Source organism: Trueperaceae bacterium (assembly GCA_023954415.1).
GTDB lineage: Bacteria > Deinococcota > Deinococci > Deinococcales > Trueperaceae > JAAYYF01.
Window position 1 is genome coordinate 261,937 of sequence record JAMLIB010000002.1, and the last position, 16,006, is coordinate 277,942.

Sequence of the window (16,006 nt, forward strand, 5' to 3'; positions counted from 1 at the left end):
CCGCGAACGTCAGCTACTCCCCTCGCATAGCCACAGCATCGGAGCGCCCAATGCCATTAGCGATCATCACGGACTCGACCTGCGACCTCACCGCCGCGGAACTCGCCAAGCTGAACGTGGAGGCCGTGCCGCTGCACGTGCACTTCCAGGGCGGCACCTTCAAGGACTGGCTCGAGATCGACCCGGCCAAGATAATCGCAGGCGTGGCGCAGGGCGCCGGCATGCCTTCCACGAGCCAACCGAGCCCGGCCGAGTTCACCGCAGCCTTCGAGCGCGCCATCGCCGCCGGCGCCGACGAGATCCTGGTCATCACTATCTCGTCCGGCGTCTCCGGCACCTTCCAGTCCGCCACCATCGCCGCCAACACGGCCGGCGCCAAGGTGACGGTCTTCGACAGCCTCGCCGCGTCGCTCGGCCACGGCGAGATGGCGCGCGTGGCGGCACGCATGCGCGACGCGGGCAAGGGCGTAGAGGAGATCGTCGCAGCGCTCGAGAAGATCCGCGACACGAACTTCGTGATCTTCACCGTCGCCACCATGGACTTCCTCCAGAAGAACGGCCGCGTCGGCCGCGCCACGGCGTTCCTCGGCGGCCTCCTGAACGTCAAACCGCTCCTCACCCTCGAGAACGGCAAGGTGGGGCCGCTCACCCGCGCCCGCGGCATCAAGAAGGCGCAGCAGGAGATGGTGGACCGCTTCAAGGCCTACGTCGAGGCGTCTTCCGGCCCCGTGGTGCTCAACCTCATCCACGTCCAGGACCCGCCAGCCGCCGAGGGGCTGCGCGCCGCCATCGACGCTGCTGGCGTGCGTTACGAGTTCGGCGGCTACCACGAGATCGGCGCCGTCATCGCCAGCCACGTGGGGCCGAACACGTTCGGGTTGTACGCGCACGTGGCCGTTTGAGGCCAGTGATCGCCTAAGGGCCGCGAGACGGGGCCGCTCGGGGCGGGCTGACCACCGCCTGGGTGGACGGCACCGCGCGGCCGCCTGCGCCGCGTGACATGCCCACCCGCACGCTAACGGCCGAGCCGGACCCGGACCCGGTCAGAGCAAGCCAGGCCCGTCCGTCGCACCGACAGGCGGACGTCCACCGTCTCGGCGGGCGTGGACCGGCACACCTTCACACCTCATCCATGGCGGCGCCCGGCCCCGGCCTCGGGCGGCCCCCTCGTGGCCCGTTCACGGCTCCATTCGCTTCTTAGGTGATACTAGGCATTGGCTTATGATATCATCGCTTAGCAGGCCCACTGAACGGCTTTCAGCTTTCGCTTCAAAAGCCCAAATCCTCGAGCACTTGGAGACCAGATGCCGCTGCCCCGCTTCCAACCGCGATTCGACGCTTCAACGACCCGCCCATGAGCGAACCCGCAACCACGAACCCGCGGCCCTGGGCATCTCCGCAGCCGGTCGGCGCGGCCCAACCCGCCCGGAGTCGAGCCCTCGATCGCATCCTCGCCGCCGTGGAGCACCAGTCCGCCTACCGCGCAGAGTGCGTCGGGCTCGTACCGACCGAGAACCTGCTCAGCCCGGCAGCCCGTGGGGTGATGGGGTCCGACCTCGGGCACCGCTACCTGTTCCAGAACCCGCAGTGGCGCTACGTCGGCGGGAAGCACCTGGCCGAGGTCGAGTCGCTGGCACAGAAGCTGGCGCGCGACCTGTTCGGCGCCCGCCACGCGAACGTGCGCCCGCTCTCGGGCGAGAACTGCACCAACATCGTGATCCACTCCGTGCTCAGGCGGGGCGGCACCTTCTACCACCTCGCCATGGAGGACGGCGGCCACTTCGCCGCCAGGAGCGTGGCGGCGCGCCTCACCGACGACCTGCGCCTGATCCCCTACGACGCCGCCAGCGCCGGCATCGACCTGGCCGGCTGCGCCCGGGCCTTCCAGGCCGCGCCGCCGGACGTCGTCTACCTGGACGCTTCGATGATCCTCTTCGCCCACCCCGTCAGGGAGTTGCGGCGTTTGGCCGGTCCCGACGCCGTCATCGTCTACGACGCCTCGCAGGTCCTCGGCCTGCTGGCGGGCGGCATCTTCCAGGACCCGCTGCGCGAGGGCGCGGACGTGCTGTCCGGCAGCACGCACAAGTCGCTGCCGGGGCCGCAGAAGGGCCTGATCCTGACCGACCGCGACGACATCGCCGCGCGCATAGAGGCGACGATCTTCCCGGGCCACGTCTCCAACTTCCACCTCCACCACGTCGCCGCCCTGGCCATCACGCTGGCCGAGGCGCAGGAGTACGGCGCCGCCTACGCGCGCCAGACGGTGGCGAACGCGCGCGCCCTCGGCCGCGAGCTGGCGCGCCTCGGCCTGGCGGTCCAAGGCGGCGAGCGCGTGACGGACTCGCATCAGGTATGGCTCGACGCGAGCCCGCTCGCCACCCCGGACGAGGCCGTCGAGGCGCTGCACGACGCCAACCTGATCGCCAACGTCAACCTCATCCCGTCGCTGCGCCGCAAGGGGCTGCGCCTCGGCACGCCCGAGGTGACGCGCCTGGGCATGCGCGAGCCCGAGATGGCGCGGCTCGCCGCGCTCGTGCACGCGACGCTGGCCGGCGAGGAGCCCCGCGTCCAGGTACGCGAACGCGTCATGGACCTCGCCCGGCGCTTCCGGACCGTCCATTACTGCCACCCCGCGGCCGCTGCCCCGGGAGCGCCGGCGACCGCCGAGGCCGCGTGACACCGACCGGGTCACCGACGCTCATCGAGCGTCGGCTGGGCGCCCCGGCCGGCCGGGAGGTCGACCTCGCGGTCGACCTCATCGTGACCGACGACTGGACGACCCCCTCGCTCCTTCCGACGCTGAGCGCCCTCGGCACCGTGAGGTCCGCCGCGCCGCTCGTGCTCGTTCGCGACCATACCGGCCCGGCGGACACGTACGTGGGCGCGGAGCGCGACCGGGTCCTCGCGCTCCGGCAGGTCGAGGAGGAGTTCGCGGTCCGCTTCGGCGCCGAGCGCATAACGGGTCAGGGGATACAACATCACGCCCTCCCGGCCAGCGGCCGCCTGCGCCCTGGCATGCTGGTGCTCGGCAACGACTCGCACACGCCCACGTTGGGCGCCCACGGGGTCACGGCGTTCGCGGCGCAGCCCATCACCCTCGCCGTGGCGATCCACACGGGACGCTTCGTCGTTCGCGTGCCGGAGACGGTGCACGTGCGCGTCGTCGGCCGACTGCGTGGCGACGTCACGGTGCGCGACGCAGCCCTCACCCTCCTCGACCTCCTGCGCGGCGGCGGGTCCGTTCCCCGCCTCGCCACCGGCAGGGCGCTGGAGTTCGGCGGCCCCGGCCTGGCGCGCCTCACCAGCGCCGAGCGCGCCGTCCTGGCCAACGTCACACCCGAGGCCGTGGCCGTCACCGCGGTCTTCTCCGGCGAGGCGCCTCCTCAGAGGTCGGGAACGGTCGTCACGCTCGACCTCGCCCAAGTGCTGCCGTCGGTGGCGCGCAGCGGCCAGCCGTCCGACGTCGTGCCGCTGGCGCGGCTCGGCGCCGTGCGCGTGGACCGCGTGTTCGTCGGCACGTGCGCCGGCGGGACCTACGAGGAGATCGCCGCGTTCGCTGCCGCGCTGGGAGCGCGCGCGGCGATCCCGACCGTCGTGGCGCCCGCCTCTACCGGCGTGCTCGAGCGGCTGAGCGCGGAAGGCATCGCACGGCGGCTCGAGGATGCCGGTGTGACACTGCTCGCGCCCGGGTGCGGACCGTGCTTCGGCTTCGGGATGAGCCGCCTCGAGGACGACGAGGTGGCCGTCGTGACCGGGAACCGCAACAGCGTCGGCCGCATGGGCTCGCCCCACGCCCGGATCGTCCTGGCCGCCGGCCGCACGGCCGGGCAGGCCGCCAGCACCGGGTGGCTGAACCAGCCGGCCGCCACAGGCGGTGGCGGAGCGAGCGCAGCCAACGAGCCTCGCGGGGCGGACACCGTACATGCCGACAGGGATGCCGGGGCGCGGACCGTACGCGCCGGCCGTCAAGCCGAGGCGGCGCTCGCGCATACAGACCGCGCCCCCGCGCCGACGGTCGTCTGGCCCACCACCGGCAACGTCGTCAGGCTACTCGGCCTCGTCTCCACCGACGACCTGACCCCTTCCAGCGTGCCCGGCGTGGGGACGTCGAGCGACGCCGACCCGCGCGTGGCCCGGCGGCTGCTGCTGCACCACGTCGACCCGAGCGCCGCCGACCGCTCCCTGGAGGGCACCGTCCTCGTGGGAGACGAGAACTTCGGCATGGGCAGCAACCGGGCGTCCTCCATCAGGGCCTTGGTGCAGGCGGGCGTGCGCGCCGTGATCGCCCCGAGCATCGCGCCGCTCTACGCCTCGGGCGCGCGCGACGAGGGGCTGCCGGCCATCACCCTCGCGGACGAGGCGTTCTACGGGGCCCTGACACCGGAGGCACTGCTGGAGTTGGACCTCGCCGCCGGCACCGTGACGGTCCGCTCGGTCGCTCCCGGACGACCGGCGGCCTCCGACCTGCGCCGCTTCCGCTTCGCCCCGGCGGGCCCTCACGAGGCGGCCGTTCTCGCGGCCGGCGGCGCCGTACCGTACCTGCGCGGTCCGGGGGGCTGTGCAATGGCCAGCAGGACGTGAAGCCGCCGCCGTCCCGTTCCTCCGCGGTCCGGGGGCCGGCCGCGCACGAGCCTGCCTAGCACCGGTCGGCAGTAGCCGTGGCGCGCCCTCCCCCGCGCGCTGCTCGGCGCTAACGTCGCCGTGTGTTCGCCGCCGTCTCCTCCGCCACCATCCAGGGGGTGGACGCCCTGGAGGTGCGCGTCGAGGCGTTCACGAGCGGGGGCCTGCCCAGCTTCACCATCGTCGGGCTGCCCGGCGCCGCGGTGCAGGAGTCGCGCGAGCGCGTGCGGGCCAACCTCAAGCTCCTCGGGTACCCCCTGCCGCCCAGCCGCATCCTCGTCAACCTGGCGCCGGCCGACGTGCGCAAGGAGGGGCCGGCGCTCGACCTGCCGATCGCCCTCGCGCTGCTCGCGTCCGACCGGCGCCTGCCTCTGAGCGCCCTCGAGGGGCTCGTCGCGTTCGGGGAGCTGGCGCTCGACGGCAGCTTGCGGCCCGCGCGCGGAGGGGTGGCCATCGCCAGCATGGCTTCCCTCAAGGCGCGAGCGAACGGCGGACCGGCGCGCGTCCTCGCTCCTCCGGCCAACGCGGTCGAAGCCGCGCTCGTGCCGGGCGTCACCGTGTTCGCCCCGACCGACTTGGCCGCGGCCGTCGCTCACCTCACGGGTCGCGCGCCACTCCAGCCCGTAGCGCCCCCGCCGCCGGGCGGTGACGAGCCGGCCGCGCCCCTCCACGACCTCGCCGCCGTGCGCGCTCAGGCGCTCGCCCGCCGCGCTCTCGAGGTGGCCGCCGCCGGGCGGCACAACCTACTGCTCACGGGGCCGCCGGGGGCGGGCAAGAGCATGCTGGCGCGCTGCCTGCCTGGCATCCTGCCGCCGCTGACGGACCCCGAGGCCATCGAGGTAACGCGCGTCCACTCAAGCGCCGGCCGCCCGGCGAGCGGCCTCATGCGCACCCCGCCGTTCCGCCAGCCCCACCACTCCGGGTCGGAGGCCGGCATCGTCGGCGGGGGCGCGGTGCCGAGGCCGGGCGAGGCGAGCCTGGCGCACCTCGGTGTCCTGTTCCTCGACGAGCTCCCCGAGTTCTCGCGCGCGGTGCTCGAGGCGTTGCGGCAACCCCTCGAAGAGGGCGTCGTAACCATCTCGCGGGCCAGCGGCAGCGTAAGCTTGCCCGCCGCCTTCCAACTCGTCGCCGCGCGCAACCCGTGCCCCTGCGGCTACCACGGCGCGCACGACGGCCCCCAGCCGTGCACTTGCCACCCGGCGGCAGTGGTGCGCTACCAGCGCCGGTTGTCCGGCCCGCTCCTCGACCGCATGGACCTGCTCGTGGACGTCGCGCGCCTCACGGACACGGAGCTCGTGAACGCGCAGCCGGGCGAGGCGAGCGCCATCGTCGCCACCCGCGTGTCCCGCGCTCGCGACCGAGCTCTGCAGCGCCAGGGCTTCGTGAACTCGCAGCTCACAGGCAGGTCGCTGGCCCTGCACGCCGCCAGCGGGCCGGTCGGGCAGGCGGTGCTCGCCAAGCTCGTGCGCAGCCTCAGGCCGTCCGCTCGAGGCTACGACCGCCTGTTGCGCGTGGCGCGCACCGTCGCCGACCTGGCCGGCGAGGACGCGGTGCTGCCCGAGCACCTGCTCGAGGCGGCGGCGTACCGGGGCTGAGCACCCGCTCGAGGCGGCGTACCGGGGCTGACACCCGCGGAGGGGCCGGTCGGCCCGCATCGGGGCCGAGGAGCCCCGAGAGCCGCAGTCCCGTCGTTCGCAAGGGCGGTCCGCCCCCGCCGTGAGTCGAGCCTGGCGTCCGTGGCGGTCGACGGCAGCAGGGCCGGCAACGGTCCCGTCAAGATGAGAGTCCGATTACATCCTCATGAGCGACTTGGCGCGCCGAAGCGCGACCCTCACGCTCGGATGGGCCAAAGAAGCGAAGCCGTTCCCATTCCGCTTCTTAACGCTTGTGCTAGGCTGGCGCTCAGAATCTGGGGCCAACCCTTCGCATGCCCCCGTATTCATTTACCCAAGGAGGGAATCGTGCCCATGAGGTGGTTGAGGCGGGCGTTGCCCGTCGCCTTTCTCGCGCCATTACTGGCCGGGTGCTCGCTCGACGGCGTCCAGTCGATCATGAGCCCCGCAGCCAGCATCGCGAGAGAGCAGCACGGTCTGTTCATGTGGACGTGGTACCTGAGCATCCCCGTCATGGTGGGTGTCTTCGGCGTGCTCTTCTACGTCCTCTTCAAGTACCGGCGGCGCAGGGACGACGAGATGCCGGACCAGTCTCACGGCAACCCGATGACCGAGGTCATCCTGACGATCGTGCCGATCATCATCGTCATCATGGTCGCGGTGCCGTCCGTGCGCTCCATCTTCCGGACGCAGACGGTCGTGCAGGCCACGAGCGACGACGTCGTCATCCACGTGACCGGCTACCAGTGGTGGTGGAAGTTCGACTACCCGCAGTACGGCGTCACCACCGCCAACGAGATGCACATCCCGGCCGGCAAGCGCGTCATCCTTCAGCTCAACTCCGGCGACGTGGTTCACGCCTTCTGGGCGCCCCGCCTCGCAGGCAAGGTCGACCTCATCCCGAACCAGGACAACCGGCTGTGGTTCGACACCGACCCGGACGGCACCGGCATCTTCACCGGCCAGTGCGCGGAGTTGTGCCTGGGCGCCCACGCCTACATGCGCTTCCGCATCGTCGTCAGCGAGCAGGACGAGTTCGACGACTGGGTGGCCGAATTCCAGCAGCCCGCCGTCGTGACGACCGCCACCGACCCCCTCATCGCCCAGGGCCGCCAGCTCGTCGCCAGCAAGGGCTGCATCGGCTGCCACAACATCGGCAACTACTCCGAGGGCGTGAAGTTCGGCCAGCCCCAGTACCCCGACCTCACCAACTTCGGCCTGCGCCACACGGTGGGGGCGGCCATCCTGGACGCCACGCCCGAGAACGTCGCCACGTGGATCCGCGACCCGCAAGAGGTCAAGCCGGGCGCGCGCATGCCGACGCTCTGGCAGGCCAACGACCCCAACCGTGACCAGGAGGCGGCAGCCATCGCCGCTTACCTGCTGAGCCTCGGCGTCGAGGACGGCACGCAGGCGCTGGCCCAGGCTTCGACTGGAGGCAACTGATGGCCACCGCGCCCACCGTCACGAGCCCTACCCGGGGCAAGATCTTCAACCGCCCGACGTGGACCACCGGCGTCGGCTCGTGGTTGACCACCATCGATCACAAGCGCCTCGGCCTGCTCTACATCTGCACGGCGTTCATGTTCATGATCTTCGCCGCCGTGGAAGCCGGCCTGATCCGGTTGCAGCTCCTGTCGCCGACGATGAACATCGTCAACCCCGACCACTTCAACCAGCTCTTCACCATGCACGGCGTCACGATGGTGTTCCTCGCCATCATGCCGCTCGGCATCGGTCTGGCCAACTACTTCGTGCCGCTCCAGATAGGCGCGCGCGACCTCGCGTTCCCCCGCCTGAACGCGTTCGGTTACTGGATCTACGCGCTCGGCGGCCTCATGATCTACACGTCGTGGTTCCTGGGCGGCGCCCCTGACGTCGGTTGGTTCGCCTACGCGCCCCTCACGTCGCTGTCGCACAACCCCGGCCTCGGCGTCGACTTCTACATGTTCGGCCTGTTCATCAGCGGCATCGGCACCACCGGCACCGCCATGAACCTCATCGTGACGATCATCAACATGCGCGCGCCCGGCATGACGATGATGCGCGTGCCCGTGTTCACGTGGATGATCCTCATCATGTCGTTCATGATCATCTACGCCTTCCCGCCGCTCACCATCGCGTTCATCGAGGTCATCCTCGACCGCACCTTCGGCACGCTCTTCTTCGTGCAGGAGGCCGGGGCGCTGCCCATCTTGTGGCAGCACCTCTTCTGGATCTTCGGGCACCCCGAGGTGTACATCATCATCCTGCCGGCCTTCGGGGTCATCAGCGAGATCATCCCGACGTTCTCGCGCAAGTCGCTCTTCGGCTACCCGGTGATGATCCTCTCCGGCATCCTCATCGGCTTCATGGGCGCGGCCGTGTGGACGCACCACATGTTCACGACCGGCCTCGGCCCCGTCGTCAACACCGCGTTCTCACTCACGTCCTTCGTGATCGGCATACCGACGGGCATCAAGATCTTCAACTGGCTCGGCACGATGTGGGGCGGCAGTATCCGGTTCACCACACCGATCATCTACGCGATCGCCTTCCTCATCACGTTCACGCTTGGCGGCATCACGGGCATCATGCTCGCCATGCCGACCTTCGACGCCCAGGTGCATGACACCTACTTCGTCGTGGCGCACTTCCACTACGTGATGGGCGGTGGCGCCCTTCTCTCATACCTCGGGGCGCTGTACTACTGGTTCCCCAAGATGACGGGCAGGATGATGTCCGAGCGCCTCGGCAAGATCGCGGCCTTCATCACCGTGATCGGCTTCCACGGCATCTTCTTCCCGCAGCACATCGCGGGGCTCCTCGGCATGCCGCGCCGCATCCAGACGTACCCGGCCGGCATCGGCCTCGAGCTGTGGAACGCTCTCTCCACCGTCGGCAGTTGGCTCATGGGTATCGGCCTGGTCCTCATCGCCATCAACGTCATCCACGGGCTCACGCGCGGCAAGCGCGTAGGCGACGACCCCTGGGACGCCCGCACGCTCGAGTGGGAGACCTCCTCTCCCCCGCCCTACTACGACTTCAAGGTGCAGCCCGTCGTGAACTCCCTCGACCCGCTGTGGGCCAGGAAGCACCCCGAGGCCATGCACGTCACGCCACCGGCGCCTGACGCCGGAGCGAAGTACGACGCGGGCGGCATCCACATCCCGGGCCAGTCCTGGTACCCGTTCCTCGCGAGCGCCGCCATCATGTTCGGCTGCTACGCCCTCATGTACGACAACTTCATCCTCGCCATCGTCTGCGGCCTGTTCTTCATCTTCACGATCTTCGGGTGGGCTTTCGAGGGCGTAGGCGGCCACCACGTGCACTTCGACGGTGCCAAGGAGAACGCATGAGCGCCGAAGCCTCAAGCCACGCCGCCTCCGGGGCGAGCGCCCATCCGGCGCCTTACCGTTCCTCCAAACTGCCGGACGTCAAGCTGCTCATGTGGGTGTTCCTGGCGTCCGACACCATGTTCTTCGGGTCGCTCATCGGCACGTACCTCGCCTACCGTGAGCGCAGCCTCGTCGGGCCCTTCCCGCAGGACCTGTTCGACATCCCGCTGACCACCGTCAGCACGTTCGTGCTCCTCATGTCGAGCTTCCTGATGGTCCTGAGCCTGCACGCGCTGCGCCAGAACGACATCGGGAAGTTCCGCCTCTGGACCGCGGGCGTCGCCTTCTTCGGCGCCATCTTCCTCGGCTTCCAGGTCTTCGAGTTCACCCACTTCGCGCACGCCGGCCTAAGCATCCACCAGAACCTCTTCGGCACGACCTTCTTCATCCTGACTGGCACCCACGGGGTCCACGTGACGGTCGGGGTCATCTGGCTGGTGAGCCTGCTCGTGACCTCCTACATACGGCCCATGAAGGCCAAGGACGCCGTCTACCTGGAGATCGCGGGCCTCTACTGGCACTTCGTCGACATCGTGTGGATCGTCATCTTCACGGTCGTCTACCTCGTGGAATTCGTGTGAGCGGGGCGCGAGAGAATGTCTGAAGGCAAGCACACCTCCGTAAGCACCTACGTGATCGTCGCGCTCATCCTCGGCGTCATCACCTACGTCGAGTTCGCGCTCGTCGAGTACCCGCAGGCGTGGCTGGGGTCGGGCTGGACGATCTTCCTGCTCGTGGCGCTGTCGATCGTCAAGTTCGTGATGGTCGTGATGTTCTTCATGCACCTCAAGGACGACGACCGCACGTACTCCGGCTTCTTCTCGAGCGGCATGTTCATAGCCCTGGCGACGTTCGTCGGCCTCACGGCCATGTTCATCCTGCCGAAGGCGGTCGCCTCGACGCGGCCGGACAACCGCGCGGCGCAGGAAGCGAGCCACGCCGTGCCGCACGAGCTGCTCGACAACGTCGAGACCCGTGGCGCTTCGCGCGCGCCGGCCGAGATCGCCGACACGCCCGCCGTCGCCGATCGGAGCGTGAGCGTGGAAGCGCCGACCGCTCCAAACGACGCCTCCACCTACAGCGTCACTCCGCCTGCGGGCGCCACGGCGCAGGGCGGAGCTGCCACCGCCGAGGAGCCCGCGGCCACGGAAGCGCCGGCCGCGGAGGCCACCGGGGCGCAGTCCGCCGCGGGTGAAGCCGCCGAGGCCGAGGAGCCGGCCGCCCAGGAAGCCACGGCTGAGGAGGCCGAGGAAGCCCCCGCTCAGGCGGAGGCGCCCACGGCGGAAGAGCCGGCCGCGGCCGCCGTCAGCTGGGACAAGGACCACGGCGCCGCAGTGTTCAACGCCAACTGCATGGCGTGCCACCAGATGACCGGTCAGGGCATACCGGGTGCGTTCCCACCCCTCGCGAGCCACGCCGTCGAGGTCTATGCGGTGGCCGGTGGCCGCGACTACCTGGCCGACGCCGTCATCTTCGGCCTACAGGGCGCCATCAACGTCAACGGCATGACCTACAACGGCGTCATGCCGGCGTGGGGTCACCTCGCCGACGCCGACCTGGCCGACGCCCTCAACCACGTCCTCACGGCCTGGGACGACGAGCCCGCCGGCTTCCAGCCGTACACGGCCGCCGACATCGCCGCAAGGCGCCCCGACGGCCTGAGCGCCGGCGACGTGCACGCCAAGCGGGAGGCGCTCGGCCTCCACTGAGCCTCGGCCCTTAAGGCTGTTCAAGGTGTGCCCGCTCCAGTTGGAGCGGGCACACCTCTTTCACGGGGCTTCTCGCGGCAACCACGGCCGGTCCCCCTACCCAGCCGGGCCGCGCGGAACGACCGCCCGAGGCGACGACGCTCGCAAGGGCCAGCCAGGCGACCGCCCACGGCGGGCGGCGCCTCGAGCGGTTTCGGTTTAGCATGACGGGGTGCTGTACCTATCCTGGCAACTGGAACCGGTCCTCCTGGGCATGATCGCCGCGCTGGCGGTCGCCTACTACCTCTGCGTAGGACCGCTGCGTAAACGCCTGGCGCCCGGGGAGCCGTACCCCACCCGCTACGCCGTAATCTTCGGCCTCGGGCTCCTCGCCCTGTTCCTAAACGAGGGCTCGCCCCTGCACGACCTCGCGGAGCGCTACCTGCTCATCGCGCACATGGTGCAGCACCTGCTGCTCACCTACGCCATCGCGCCCATCCTCCTGGCCGGCACGCCGCCGTGGCTCCTCAAAGCCGCGCTCGCCAACCGCACCACCCTGCCGGTCAGCAAGGTCCTGCTCAACCCCATCACGACGTTCGCCATCTTCACGCTCGTCCTCTCCGTCTACCACCTGCCGCCCATCTACGACGCCGCGCTCGCCAACACGTCCTTGCACCACGCCATCCACGTCATCATGCTGTTCGCGTCGCTCATGATGTGGTGGCCCATGATGAGCCCGCTGGCCGAGCTGCCGCGCCCGCCGTTCCTCGGGCGCGCCGTCTACCTCTTCCTCCTGCCGGTCGCTCAGCTCCCCATCTTCGCCAGCGTCACCTTCTCGCCCGACGTCCTGTACGCCGCCTACGCCAACATGCCGACGCGGGCCTTCGGCCTGAGCCCGATGGAGGACCAGCAGGTGGCCGGCGCCGTCATGAAGGTCGGCGGGCTCATCGCGTTCGGCCTGCCGTTCATCTACACGTTCCTGCAGTGGTTCTGGGTCGAGGACAAGGAGCACCGGTGGGGCGGGGCGCGGCCATGACCCGGCTGCCGCAGCCGCTGCGCGCCATCGCCTTCGACTGGGGCGGCGTGTTCACGGAAGGCACCTTCGACTCGCGCGCCCACGCCCGCTTGGCCGAATTGCACGGGCTCGACGCGGCCGACGTCCTCCCCGTGTACCTGGAGCTCATGGAGGGGTTCGAGGTCGGCGAGTTCGACATGCCGGAGTTCCATCGGTGCTTCCAGGCCGCGGTGGGCCGCACCTCGACGCTGGCGGAGTTCAGGGCGACCTTCCTCGGCGCCGTCAGGGAGCGCGAGGCCATGTACGACCTCCTCGCTTCCTTGCCCGATGACGTACCGCTCGCCATGCTCTCGAACAACTCCCCGGAGCTCTGCGACGTCGTGCGCGACGACCCGCGCATGCGCAAGCTCAGGGCCTTCGTGTTCTCGAACGAGATCGGGGTGCGTAAGCCGGACGAGCGTGCGTTCGCGGCCTTGAGTTCGGCGCTCGCGCTGCCACCGGCCGCCACCGTGTTCATCGACGACAACAGCGACAACATCGCGGCGTGCGAGCGGCTCGGCTTCGTCGGGCTGCTCCTCGACACGGTCCCCTCCTTCGCCGCGCGGTGGCACTCGCTCTTCCCCGACCTGCCGCTCCCGCCCGGGTTCGGATGAGCGGCACCGAGCCTTTCGAGACCCGGAGCGCTCGCATGGCCAGGTTCGGCGACGACCCCGCCGACGATGGCACGGAGCCGCCCGCGGCCGGGCCGGGCAGCGAGCCCGAGGGCGGCTACACGGAGCGCGTCGGCAACGACCGCGACCTCTGGGAGGGGGAGGCCACCACCCCCCGCGCCTTCAAGCTCATCCAGGGCTACGTCTGGCATCCGCGCGACCAGGCCGTGGACCTAGCCGCCTACCTGCCGGAAGCGCTCGGCCCCGACGTTCACGTCCTCTTCGACGCCATGCCAGCGGCGCCGTTCACGTTCTTCGACGACGGCACGCTGAGCGCCACGCAGGTCGTCTACCAGCTCACGGTGGTCGCCATCGTCCAACCGGGGCAGGTGCCGGACGCGCTGCTGGCCGAGATGGCCGAGCGGCTCGGCGAGCGGCTCGAGACGACCCCGCAAGGCGTCGGCTGGCAGCTGATGAGCGACCTGCGCGAGGTCGACTGAGCTCCGAGCTAGAACGACGTGCGCGAAAGAACGCAACTGACCGGCGCTGGGAGTCCGGCCGGCCTCAGCCGCGCCGCGCCAGCAGCTCCTCCAACTGGAAGCCGTGCCGCATGGGGTGGGCCACGGCGTGCTCGAGCATGGCCGGGATGGTCAGGGGGACGCCCCAGTTGGACGTGAAGACCGTGGTCCGCACGCCGGCCAGCGACACGTCCTTCAGGGCCGCCCGCCAGCGCTCGAGCAGGCGCTCGACGTGGTCGTCCGCCAGGGCCGCGACGTCGGCAGGCGCGGGCTCGGGGGGTACGGACGGGTCCGGCAGCCCCAGCTGGCGGCACGTCCACACGAGGTAGCTCCCCGAGGACTGCAGGACGTGCAGGAGCAGGTGCTCGTTCGACCGGTAGGCCTCGTTCTCCGAGGCGGGCAGCGGGAGGCCGCTCGCGCCGAACCTGCGCCAGATGGGCAGGAACGCCCGCAGCTCCCGCTCCTGTAGGGAGAGGAGCACCCTTATCACCCTGTCCGCGAAGGCGTCCGGGGCCGGCAGCGCGGCGTCGTCGGGCACGTAACGTACCTGGGCGAGGCGCAGCCCGGGGTCGGCGGCGACCTCGCCTGCGGCGATGACGCAGAAGTAGTTGCCGTCCGGGTCCGCCAGCACGGTGTAGTCGGAATCGGGCTCGTAGCGCCACTCGACCCTGGTGGCGCCGAGGCCGACGAGGCGCTCCACCTCGGCCTCCTGGTCGAACGCGTAGAGGTCCAGATGGTGGCGCCTGCGCTCACGAGCCGCGGCGCGGACCTCCTGGAGGGCGAGCTGGACGCCCGTGCCGCGTCTAGGCTTGAGGAGGACCCAGTCTGGGGAGTCGCCGCCCCGCGGGGCGTAGTCGAGGGCCGCGGACCAGAACTGGGTGGCGCGCGCGACGTCGCGGACACCCCAGACGATGGAGCCGATCCTGAGCATGGTCCATTATCACCATCCTGACCGGCTCCCCGCGCCTCACCTGGACACGGCGAGAACGCGCTCCGTTCAGGCCCGGCTCGCGGCGGTCCCTACTGCCCGCCCGCCGCGCCGGTGACGACCCTGACCTCGTCGGGCAGGATGAACCCCTGCTTCCTGGCGAGGGCCTCGCGGTAGGTGGGGTCGGCGGCATGGGCCGCCACCTCCTCGAGACCGTGCCGTTCCGTCTCCAGCCGCGCCACGTCGGCCTCGAGGCGCGCCACCTCGCGGCGCAGCACGAACATGCGGTCGCTCTCGACGTAGTTGAGGTAGAGGAGCTGAAGCACGCCAAGGCTGGCCAGGACGACGATCACGACGTTGAGCTTGCGCCGGGCGGGCGGGCGGGGCCGCGGCTCGTCGCCCCCATGGCTCCCGAACGGTGCTTCCGCCGCGGCATGCCGCCCCGCGGCCCCGCGCCTGGCCGGCCGTTCGCCGCTGGGCCTAGTCGCGCCCTGCTCCTCGCCGCCCGGGCCGGCATCGTCCGAACGGGCATCGGCCTGCTCGTTCCACCAGTCGCTCAAGCGCGGACCTCCTGCATGGCCAACGCCTCGCGCAGGAAGCGCACGGCGTCCTCCGGCAGGGTGGGGTTGACGAAGAAGCCCGTGCCCCAGTCGAACCCGGCCTGGTTGGTGAGGCGCGGCAGCAGTTCCAGGTGCCAGTGGTAGTCGGGCCGCCCCTCCTCGACCACGGTGTGCAGCATGAGGTTGTAAGGGGGGTAGTCGAGCGCGTCGTTGATGGCACGCACCACGGCGCGCAGGAGCTCGGCGAGGGCAGGGAGCGTGTTGGATGCCACGGTGGCGAACGAACTCCCATGATGGCGCGGGAGGATCCAGGTCTCGAAAGGCGTCTTGGAGGCGAACGGCGCGATGGCGACGTAGGCGTCGTTCTGGGTGACGACGCGCTCACGCGCCGCGATCTCACGCTCCAGGACGTGGCAGAAGAGGCAGCGTCCGTGGGCGGCGTGGTGCGCCGCCGCGACGGCCACCTCCTCCTCGACCCACCGGTTCGTGACGGGCACGGCGAGCAGCTGCGCGTACGGGTGGTCGTAGACCGCACCCGCCGCCCGGCCGACGTTGCGGGTCAGCTGCACGTGAGCGATGCCGGGGCGCGCGGCCGCCAAGGCGATCCGCTCGCGGTAGAAGCGGAGCACCTCCGTCAGGTGTTCCACCGGCATCGTCTCGAGGCGCTGCCTGGCGTCCGGGTGCTCGACGATGATCTCGTGGTGGCCGTAGGCAGCGGCCTGCTGGAAGAGCTCGACCCCCGCGTCCACCTCGGTCGGCCGGGAGCTGACGAGCTGCGCTGGGTGCGCGAGGGCCCTGATGCGCCAGCCGGCGTCGCCGCTATGCGAGCCGGCCGGTCGAACGGCGGCGATCTCGGGCCCCACCCTGTCCTTGCTCTCCGGCGAGAGCGGCGAACGTTCCGGAGCGCTCGGCACGCTGCCGAACGCCGACGGCTCCAGCCCCCGCTCCGGCGACAGGAGCACCCAGGCGCGACCGAACGGATCCTTGCGGAATAGCGGCATGTGAGAGGCAGTCTATGACGTCAGGCGCGTGCGCGG

Annotated in this window: 14 protein-coding genes; 11 read left to right on the forward strand and 3 right to left on the reverse strand. The window is 70.6% G+C overall.

All coding sequences use genetic code 11. The features are described 5' to 3' along the window. The first annotated feature begins 50 nt into the window (after positions 1 to 50). The 11 genes from M9914_03595 to M9914_03645 all read left to right on the forward strand — a co-directional run bounded on the left by M9914_03595 (position 51) and on the right by M9914_03645 (position 13,463). Positions 51 to 902: a DegV family protein gene (locus M9914_03595; GenBank protein MCO5173253.1), complete on the forward strand. Its 852-nt coding sequence runs from the start codon at positions 51 to 53 to the stop codon at positions 900 to 902. A 557-nt stretch (positions 903 to 1,459) separates the two neighbouring features. Next, positions 1,460 to 2,677 carry a hypothetical protein gene (locus M9914_03600; protein MCO5173254.1) on the forward strand — a complete coding sequence of 406 codons (1,218 nt, stop codon included), beginning with the start codon at positions 1,460 to 1,462 and terminating at the stop codon, positions 2,675 to 2,677. After that, a complete protein-coding gene (locus M9914_03605) occupies positions 2,674 to 4,581 on the forward strand; it encodes an aconitase family protein (protein ID MCO5173255.1) in 1,908 nt (635 codons plus the stop codon). The genes M9914_03600 and M9914_03605 overlap by 4 nt, the downstream gene beginning before the upstream one ends. Positions 4,582 to 4,703: 122 nt before the next feature. Then, the gene (locus M9914_03610) at positions 4,704 to 6,215 is read left to right on the forward strand and encodes a YifB family Mg chelatase-like AAA ATPase (protein ID MCO5173256.1); all 1,512 of its coding nucleotides are present in this window, start codon (positions 4,704 to 4,706) and stop codon (positions 6,213 to 6,215) included. 456 nt (positions 6,216 to 6,671) lie between these two features. Then, complete coding sequence (gene coxB, locus M9914_03615; protein ID MCO5173257.1) at positions 6,672 to 7,679, forward strand: cytochrome c oxidase subunit II; 1,008 nt, start codon at positions 6,672 to 6,674, stop codon at positions 7,677 to 7,679. Further along, a complete protein-coding gene (gene ctaD / locus M9914_03620; protein ID MCO5173258.1) occupies positions 7,679 to 9,571 on the forward strand; it encodes a cytochrome c oxidase subunit I in 1,893 nt (630 codons plus the stop codon). The genes coxB and ctaD overlap by 1 nt, the downstream gene beginning before the upstream one ends. Further along, positions 9,568 to 10,191: a cytochrome c oxidase subunit 3 gene (locus tag M9914_03625; GenBank protein MCO5173259.1), complete on the forward strand. Its 624-nt coding sequence runs from the start codon at positions 9,568 to 9,570 to the stop codon at positions 10,189 to 10,191. Before ctaD ends, M9914_03625 begins: the two co-directional genes overlap by 4 nt. Before the next feature lie 15 nt (positions 10,192 to 10,206). Beyond that, a complete protein-coding gene (locus tag M9914_03630; GenBank protein ID MCO5173260.1) occupies positions 10,207 to 11,319 on the forward strand; it encodes a cytochrome C oxidase subunit IV family protein in 1,113 nt (370 codons plus the stop codon). 211 nt (positions 11,320 to 11,530) lie between these two features. Beyond that, positions 11,531 to 12,334 (forward strand): cytochrome c oxidase assembly protein, encoded by an 804-nt coding sequence (locus M9914_03635; GenBank protein ID MCO5173261.1) that lies wholly within the window; start codon positions 11,531 to 11,533, stop codon positions 12,332 to 12,334. Then, entirely contained in the window at positions 12,331 to 12,966 is a 636-nt protein-coding gene (locus M9914_03640; GenBank protein MCO5173262.1) for an HAD-IA family hydrolase, read from the forward strand. Before M9914_03635 ends, M9914_03640 begins: the two co-directional genes overlap by 4 nt. Before the next feature lie 35 nt (positions 12,967 to 13,001). Then, a complete protein-coding gene (locus M9914_03645; GenBank protein MCO5173263.1) occupies positions 13,002 to 13,463 on the forward strand; it encodes a DUF3208 domain-containing protein in 462 nt (153 codons plus the stop codon). Positions 13,464 to 13,527: 64 nt separating this feature from the next. Here the strand turns inward: M9914_03645 and M9914_03650 are convergent, their stop codons facing one another. From M9914_03650 to M9914_03660, 3 genes are all read right to left on the reverse strand, one after another. Further along, positions 13,528 to 14,412, reverse strand: coding sequence for a hypothetical protein (locus M9914_03650; protein ID MCO5173264.1), 885 nt, complete (start codon positions 14,410 to 14,412; stop codon positions 13,528 to 13,530). An 89-nt stretch (positions 14,413 to 14,501) separates the two neighbouring features. Then, a complete protein-coding gene (locus tag M9914_03655; GenBank protein ID MCO5173265.1) occupies positions 14,502 to 14,969 on the reverse strand; it encodes a septum formation initiator family protein in 468 nt (155 codons plus the stop codon). Then, positions 14,966 to 15,970, reverse strand: a complete 1,005-nt coding sequence (locus M9914_03660) for a hypothetical protein (protein ID MCO5173266.1) — start codon at positions 15,968 to 15,970, stop codon at positions 14,966 to 14,968. The genes M9914_03655 and M9914_03660 overlap by 4 nt, the downstream gene beginning before the upstream one ends. Between the last annotated feature and the right edge of the window lie 36 nt (positions 15,971 to 16,006).